The 7,793-nt window shown below is 37.1% G+C and carries 9 protein-coding genes and 1 pseudogene; 7 read left to right on the forward strand and 3 right to left on the reverse strand.

Features of this window, described 5'->3' with window-relative positions; all coding sequences use genetic code 11:
* The first annotated feature begins 155 nt into the window (after window positions 1-155).
* From VM640_RS10910 to VM640_RS10920, 4 genes are all read left to right on the forward strand, one after another.
* Window positions 156-596 carry a DUF4829 domain-containing protein gene (locus VM640_RS10910; RefSeq protein WP_325392113.1) on the forward strand — a complete coding sequence of 147 codons (441 nt, stop codon included), beginning with the start codon at window positions 156-158 and terminating at the stop codon, window positions 594-596.
* A 282-nt stretch (window positions 597-878) separates the two neighbouring features.
* Window positions 879-1,445, forward strand: a complete 567-nt coding sequence (locus VM640_RS10915; protein ID WP_325392115.1) for a GNAT family N-acetyltransferase — start codon at window positions 879-881, stop codon at window positions 1,443-1,445.
* 369 nt (window positions 1,446-1,814) lie between these two features.
* Window positions 1,815-2,006 carry a helix-turn-helix domain-containing protein gene (locus VM640_RS17180; protein ID WP_414647962.1) on the forward strand — a complete coding sequence of 64 codons (192 nt, stop codon included), beginning with the start codon at window positions 1,815-1,817 and terminating at the stop codon, window positions 2,004-2,006.
* Between the two features lie 648 nt (window positions 2,007-2,654).
* Entirely contained in the window at window positions 2,655-2,996 is a 342-nt protein-coding gene (locus VM640_RS10920; protein ID WP_325392117.1) for a hypothetical protein, read from the forward strand.
* Window positions 2,997-3,072: 76 nt separating this feature from the next.
* Here the strand turns inward: VM640_RS10920 and VM640_RS10925 are convergent, their stop codons facing one another.
* Together VM640_RS10925 and VM640_RS10930 are read right to left on the reverse strand one after the other, a co-directional pair.
* On the reverse strand, window positions 3,073-3,294 hold the full coding sequence (locus VM640_RS10925; RefSeq protein ID WP_325392119.1) for a helix-turn-helix domain-containing protein: 222 nt from the start codon (window positions 3,292-3,294) through the stop codon (window positions 3,073-3,075).
* 14 nt (window positions 3,295-3,308) lie between these two features.
* Window positions 3,309-3,926, reverse strand: coding sequence for a DUF2975 domain-containing protein (locus VM640_RS10930; protein WP_325392121.1), 618 nt, complete (start codon window positions 3,924-3,926; stop codon window positions 3,309-3,311).
* 193 nt (window positions 3,927-4,119) lie between these two features.
* On the opposite strand from VM640_RS10930, the gene VM640_RS10935 reads away from it, so the two are divergent.
* Entirely contained in the window at window positions 4,120-4,470 is a 351-nt protein-coding gene (locus tag VM640_RS10935; RefSeq protein WP_325392123.1) for a hypothetical protein, read from the forward strand.
* A 189-nt stretch (window positions 4,471-4,659) separates the two neighbouring features.
* Here VM640_RS10935 and VM640_RS17235 read toward each other — a convergent pair.
* Window positions 4,660-5,819, reverse strand: a pseudogene (locus VM640_RS17235) (IS110 family RNA-guided transposase).
* Window positions 5,820-6,065: 246 nt separating this feature from the next.
* On the opposite strand from VM640_RS17235, the gene VM640_RS10950 reads away from it, so the two are divergent.
* Together VM640_RS10950 and VM640_RS10955 are read left to right on the forward strand one after the other, a co-directional pair.
* A complete protein-coding gene (locus VM640_RS10950) occupies window positions 6,066-6,872 on the forward strand; it encodes an AAC(3) family N-acetyltransferase (RefSeq protein WP_325392129.1) in 807 nt (268 codons plus the stop codon).
* Between the two features lie 147 nt (window positions 6,873-7,019).
* Complete coding sequence (locus tag VM640_RS10955; RefSeq protein ID WP_325392131.1) at window positions 7,020-7,499, forward strand: hypothetical protein; 480 nt, start codon at window positions 7,020-7,022, stop codon at window positions 7,497-7,499.
* Window positions 7,500-7,793: the final 294 nt, after the last annotated feature.

Raw genomic sequence — 7,793 nt, forward strand, 5'->3', positions numbered from 1 at the left:
TTGAGGAGGTTTTTGTCAATATCTCTAGTTCTTATCTAAGTCACATCCCACGAGGGTTTTAAAGCCAACTAAAACGTCAGAATTTAAGTACGTCTGTTTGCCAGTTTAATATTTTTCGTTATTTTGTAACAACCTCTATCAGAGAGGGGCAAAAAATGAAGAAAATACTAGTGCTAGCTATGGTGGCCGTAGCGTTAATTTCGGGTTGCGGAACTACTACAGGTGCAGCAAAAAGTGCGGACTTATCTAAACTAACTCCTACCCAAGTAGTCGAAACTTATTATAACAGCATTGCTACGGGCGATTATTCAACGGCTAAAAATTGCTTGTCGGATGAAATTGGTCAGCAGTATGTAAACGCCCCAGATGCAGATTTCAAAAATACCAAGCAGTTAACAGACCTAAAAGTTTCTCCCGCAGCTCCAATCAAGCTTTACGGGAAGAACTTCGATGAGGTTCAAGTTACTGCCGAGTATTCCGCAGAGAATAAAAAGATGATTACATCTAACAGCGGAAAACAAATTAGGTTCATTTATGTTGCCCAAAAGGAAAAAGATTCACCATGGAAGATCATTAGTATCGGAACAGGACCGTAATCCATTCTTTAATAGCAACTGCTGCAAAGGCATTAAGGTAAAAGCTTGAGATGGTTTGATAAGGAAACAGCATCACTTAACACGTCATTCAGGAAACTTGCTAAGATGAATGTGGTTGGGACGCGTCGGAAATACGCGGAACTGTATAAGACATGTGGCAAAAAGCAACCATCCTTGGCGGACTGAAAAAGGATAAAAAGTATTCATCTGACAAAGGTAGCTCTATCTATTATCGTTGAATTACTTATTTGACCTTATCAAATGACAATGGAGGGGTAGTTAATGGAATTTAACAAACTTGAAACTTCTAGACTAATTCTTAGGCCTGTAGAAGATGATTTTGAAGATTTTTTATATTACAGGTCTAATCCGGATGTAGCAAGGTATCAATATTGGGAACCTTTTATGCCTGATCAGGCTTTGGATTATATTAAGAAATATCGATACTCAAAGCCGGGAAACCAGGGGGAATGGTTTCAATTGGGTATCGTAAATAAAGAGACTAACCGCTTAATCGGTGATTGTGCTCTAAAGCTTGATGAATTTGAACCAAGAAATGCGGAAGTGGGTTGCAATTTATCTTGCGATTATCAAAAAAGAGGAATTGCAACGGAAGCATTTTACTGCGTATTTGATTATGCTTTTTTTGAATTAGAAGTACATCGAATTTCTGCGATAACTGATTGCGAGAATATAGCTTCTATTAAATTATTGGAACGATTAAATATGAGACGAGAAGCACATTTTGTTAAAAATGTCTGGTTTAAAGGAAATTGGGGTAGTGAATATAGCTATGCAATCTTAGAAGAGGAATGGTTCAATATAAATAGATCTCTGAGCCAATATTAAAGCGGGTTGGGATGCGTCGGCAATCCGCAGTGGTCAGAAGTGCACACTATTTTGAATCTAAGAAAAACCTAATTTAGTTAGAGGTAGAAAAGAAGCATCCAAAGGCTGGAAATATTTGTGCTTTCAGCCTTGTTCTTCATATTCTGATATGAAATAAGGAATATATTGGATTTTATTGAATTATGAGTTAAAGGTGGCTGACGTTGGATCTATTTTAATACGTAGGTTCAGTAACTAATGAAAGTTGAAGTATTGGCAAATTAGTCTTTAGAAAGAAAGGGAGTATTCCTGAAACAGATTTCTGGTATTTTCAATATAAAGAAGGCTTTTTAAGGAGGTTTTCGATATGAGTACAACCCCTCTAAAGCAATTAATAAAGAACAAACATTAACCATTACAAGTTTTGCTAAAAACTGTAACATAAGTAGCAGTTATTTATCCATGATAGTTAATGGACATAGATCTCATATAGATGATAAGATTCTGGAATCGCTAGCCCTCAACCTAAAAGTCAGTAAAAGTGAACTTCCAGAACTCCTTAAACCTTCTATAACCTATTAAATAGCATCCTGAACGAGTCATCAGACAATAATGATACCCTGGCTTTAGCAACATGCTTTTGTACAATCGCAAAACGCTATTTGACTAAAAAAGAGTACCAAAGAAGCTATGTAATATTAGAGCGATATCATAGTTTATTAAAGAACCTACCTCCATCTCTTGAGCAAATAATGTGTTACACCCTTCTTAAGAAGTATTATCAAGGCATACGTGAACCTTATCTTGTCGATTTTTATAATAATGAGATAAGATATATTAAAAATAAAATTAAGTAGATCGAAGTGCAGAGTCAGTGGCTTCTGTACTTTTAATTTACAGTAAATAAGACAAAATTTTCCATATAATCTCTTCCTTTGTAAGCCCTTCTTAAAATATGAGATTAGCTTAAAAGGAGGAGGTTTTATATGTCTAGGTGGTTAATCGCATGTTTTTTGCTCTTTTCGGCTTTACTTCTGGAGCCAGTTATACCGGTTGGTCTTAACAATTTAGTAGTAGCTATGGATTCCATTGACTGTGGCTAACAAATTTTGTGATTATGTACAAAACCAATAACTACAATTTAATTCGGTTAAAGATTTTGAGAACTCAATAGGAAAGTTACATGAAAAATTAGATGTACCACAATCAGCTGACCAGTTGGTTCAGCCAATGAACTTTAATGGTAAATTTTATGGTACTCCGCACCCTGTTTGGCTCGGTACAAGAGAGGTTATCGGGTATATTACCCAAGAAGTTTGGGCAACAGAGTATTGGAATTCCTCGTATCAGAGAAATCTATTCAGCTCCGTAACCTACCACACGTCTTATATCTCTCCTTACGGCGTAGGTTTTTCTTGGACACCAAAACCCTATACACATAGTATTATCGACGGTGGTAGAACCATAGAAGCAAGTGCTGACGGTCTAGTTGTATTAGGGGTGAAAATTGGAGACTATGTAGCTGGTTTTACTTGGTCGATGGCCATGACTGACTGGTTTTCCGCGGTTTAATCGAATTCTATTTTAAAAGAACCGTAGGGCATAAATTACATACCTACGGTTCTTTGTAACCCTAATCATAAGAAAATTAAGTTACTGTATCTTCTTGGTCAGCAAACTCTAGAATATCCCCTGGTTGACACTTGAGAACCTTACAAATTGCGTCGAGCGTCGAAAATCTTATTGCTTTTACTTTTCCGGTTTTCAAGTTTGAAAGATTTACATTAGTAATTCCAATCTCTTCTGCTAATTCATTAAGTTTTATTTTTCGTTCAACTAATACTCTATCTAATCTTATAATAATAGCCACTGCTTAGCACATCCTTACAATGTTGTATCTACTTCGTCTTGAAGGAATATCCCATATTTGAATATATCAGCTATTATAAAGATAATCACTGCAATTAAAATTCCACTTAGATGAATATTTGATAGATCTACACAGAAAATTTTTGTTACAAAAACCCACCCTAAAAGACTTCTTATTGGATCAACTACAACTGAATAGACGATCATTGAAGATGCTAGTTTTTTAAGCCTTTTAACATTATCGATATTAAATGGGGTTGTGTTTCTCGAAATTGTATTAAGAATGTTTATCACCTGTTTTAACCCATATAGAATAACAATATTAAGAATTGCACTTGAAGCCAAGTAAGTTAGGAAGGCGGATTTCGCGCTAAACATTTCGATATTTAGAGATTGTATAATCCTAAAAGGAATATAAACACCAAAGGCGGTACCATTGGATAGATTGTATTTTACAAACCAATCTAGATTTCCCTTTTCAGCAGTAAATCCTTGTTCCGGAGCAGAGAATAAAATAAAAGATACAATCAATGCTGCAAAGAGTAATATTATCCCAATAATAAAGATAAGTGCTAAGATATTTTTGATAGTTCTCGCTCTTTTTTTCAAACTTATAATGCTATCTTGTCTCATAATATACCTCCCTTTTATTACATTATATGGATTTATATTCGAAAGTCAATAATTTATTAACGATAAATGATAAAAATTACGAGCTAACAAAAAATTAAGAACCTAATGGTATGCTGCATATAATTACTAAAATAACCTTATTTCTCCTACCTGGGTAAAAGGGATTGAGGGTCAAAGTAATCGGGAATGGGTTATGGTTTCAGGATTAATGTGGGACGCCATATATAGAAATATAGGTATACCTTCTTATGATATTAGAGATGTAACGATTGATCATGTCGAAGTGATTAGGTTAGATGATAAAACTAACCCCAAGAAAACAAACGATTTAGAGTTAATTGCTTCTTTAAAAAGTTCATTAGCCGGAAAAGAAATTCAATCCAATCAAATACCACAGTACGAGTTAAGAGTTTATTCGGAGAAATTCAACGGGCTTTATTATTATCTAGATATCGTTACTTATGGTGACTCAGTCTATCTGGGTGACAGAGGAAAGCTCTATAAGGCAGAAAGCAAATTATCATCATGGATTCAAGAAATTTAGGGTGCCGCAGTCCATGGCGGCTCTGAATCTAGGGTTGTCGCACATCACATAAACCAGCTAATAGCTGTCAAGGAAAAGTTTTTTTAGACTAAGCTTTGAGAAAAATAGAATATAGCAAAGCTAGTCTACGTGTTGTAAGTACGAAAAAAGCATGTAAATAAAAGGAATCTCTAAGTCCGCAGAGAATTGTTATTTAGAACAAGAAAAAGGCTGTTGTGAGGATAAAATCCCGTAAATCATTCTTAGCGATTTGTTAGCCGTAGCTATAATAGCGATCTTAACCGGCTTACCTTCGTTTATTTTACGAACGTAAAAATTCCTGAGAATTGGGTTTAAGGGGCCGCCAGTTCGGTTGCTGATTCCCGCCACTGTGGCTTGATAGATTGCTTTTCTAAGATAAGGTGACCCTCTTTTAGATATTTTGTTATGACTCGATTTAAACTTTTCCGATTGAAAGACAGAGGGGTCAATGCCTGCAAAAGCGACCAATTGTTTTGCGCTCGGGAATCTCTTAATATCATCAATCTCAGTGAGAATGGTGGTGGCTGTAGTCTCTCCTACGCCAGGAATTGAACGGAGAAGAGGGTAATCCGAGGAAAAGTTTGCCCAATAGACCATTTGAGCCCGTAGGTCAGTCAGAATGTCTTGCTGGGATAAGAGGAGTTCGATGTACATCCTTAAAACCCGTATGTTTGATTGTTGGGCGCGGTTAAAAGGCAAACTTTCCTTGGCAGCCAATATAAGTTCATCCGTTTTAAGTTCGTACCAGCTTTGAGACTTCTTTGCAGGCTTAAGACACTCGATAATCTGGTTTCGGCTAGCCGATAAAATAGCTGCGGGTGAAGGAAAAGAAGAAAGAACGCTTAAAGCAGTAGGACTACATAAGTGAGCAAACACCGACTCAAACTTTGGAAACAGAAGGTCTAAGACAGATCGAAACCGAAGTTGAGTTTCAGTATATTAAAACCCTCATATTGGCGACAGAAATTCTGTAACTCGAGGATATGTTCCTCAAGAGGCTTGGCCTCGGTAAACTGATTCAAATAGTAAACCTGAGCAATCCGATTCGCATCAATGGGGTCGGTCTTAACCTTGCGAACGGATTTCTTTTTCTCGGCATGAGTTTGGAGAGGATTTAATACAATGACTTTATAACCCGCATCTTGAAAGTACGCCGCAATAGGTTTGGAGTAATTACCCGTGGCTTCCATAACTACATGAGGACGTTTACCGATTTCACATTCTAATTTAACGAGCCGATCAGTTAACCTAGACATATCATTAGGTGAATGTAAAAAAGAAAAGGGTTTGGAAAGGGATTGCTGATAACCTTTAAATAGAGAGAGGATAAAGAGCTAAAGGATTTAGAAAGTTTTTAAATTAGAAATAACCCTATGATTTGAGACGATTATGTGATTATAGGAGTTTTCTATAGAAAGGGGCCACGTCCTTGGTGGCCTCTGGCTTCGCGGGGCGTATGGCTTCGTATAACAGCGTTTTCCTGTAACTTTGCCAAAATGTATGTGGTTGGGACGCTACAGGAATCCCCAGAACGTAGTACGACAGGGCTAGGTCAGAAAGGATTTTAAAGCAAAATGACAGAAGAAGCTATTATAAAAAACACTGATTTTCCTAGAACACGACAGAGTATTTCTAAGGACTTAGGCGGACTTGGCATCCAACAGGGTATGACTGTTATGGTGCATTCTTCGCTGAGTGCTTTAGGCTGGGTAAACGGAGGAGCAGTTACAGTAATTCAAGCTTTGATGGATGTAGTCACTGCGTCAGGGACAATTGTTATGCCGACACATTCTGGGGACTATTCAGATCCTGCATTATGGGGTAATCCACCAGTTCCGGGGGAGTGGTGTCCAATTATCAGAGAGACGATGCCAGTTTTTGAACCTGAAGTCACACCTTCTAGGGGAATGGGAACTATTCCAGAAGTTTTTAGAAAGTGGTCCGGTGCAGTTCGAAGTTCACACCCAGCATATTCATTTGCTGCATGGGGAAGAAACGCAGCTTATATTGTAGCTAATCAAACCATAGACCTTCCGTTGGGTGAACAATCGCCATTAAGTAGAGTTTATGATCTAGACGGATATGTATTACTACTCGGCGTGGGTTTCGGTAATAATACATCATTTCATTTAGCTGAGTATCGCTCAATGAGAAGAAAAGTGTTCGAGGCAGGAGCACCTGTAATTGAAAAGGGAAAGCGTTTATGGAAGGTATATAAGGATTTGGAATATGAGACAGAACAGTTTGAACAGATAGGTCGAGACTTTGAGCAGACCGATTTTGTTATTAACGGGATTGTTGGTTCTGCAAACACAAAGTTATTTAGTCAGAGAAAAGCAGTAGATTTTGCTGTGGAATGGATAACCCGCCCAGTCGTATAAACAGCGTTTTACCGTACCACATTCCTTGCACTTTAGAAGTCAAAACAGTAATATTGGGTTTTCTAAAGCGATAAGAAAGTCTCAATTAAAAAGGAATTGTCTCGGAGATGTAGAATAATATTGGTAGATAAAGGGAGGACGGAAAATGTGAAGAAGTATACGGTGTTTCTGGGTCTACTGGCAATCTTAATTGCAAGTGTACTAATTTTTAGTTCCAGTTCACTGTTTGCAAGATCTTCGAGTTTACCAAGTAAGGCTATTGTGACGGATGATGAAATTGCTAGAAATATTTATCCTCAGCCTGCTACAAAGTTTTTTAGTGAAAAGGACTTTGAATATTTTCAAAGGATGGATTTAAAAGTATCTGAGACAGATGAATCAGCTAAAATTGATAAAACAACAGCTATTAATAAGGCAAGACATGAATTTAACCAAAACACATCAAAGGTTGATGCACAGTTAGTTCGTTTATCCGATCAACAATACAAAAATATTCTAGCATGGATAGTTAGATTTGATGGTTTACAAATGAGGAGCCACGGACCTGGCGAAAGATTGGTTACTCAGCTCAATGTGGTTATTGACGCGATTTCTGGAAAGTATCTATTTGGTTTTGCCTATAAATAAAACCCTACCGGTCAAATTAATACCATAATTCAAAAGAAGAAGGCTCGGGAACGGGCCTTCTGTATTGCAATGTATACCACTACGGTAATTCCCAAGGAGGAGTTAAATGACCGCAATAAAAGGAAGAATCTATGCAATTGTTTCGGGTCTAATCTACTAGAGTCTGTTACAAAAAACATTAACGGCAAACGACAGTTCGGTAAAAATAATTACACCTCTATCCATTTGTGCGGTAAAATAAGGTGACAAGCCAAATTAACGCACAAGGAAGAGGTGTAAAACTTGATTCAACTA

Origin of the sequence: Desulfitobacterium sp. (genome assembly GCF_035539115.1) — a bacterium.
Taxonomy (GTDB): Bacteria; Bacillota; Desulfitobacteriia; order Desulfitobacteriales; family Desulfitobacteriaceae; genus Desulfitobacterium_A.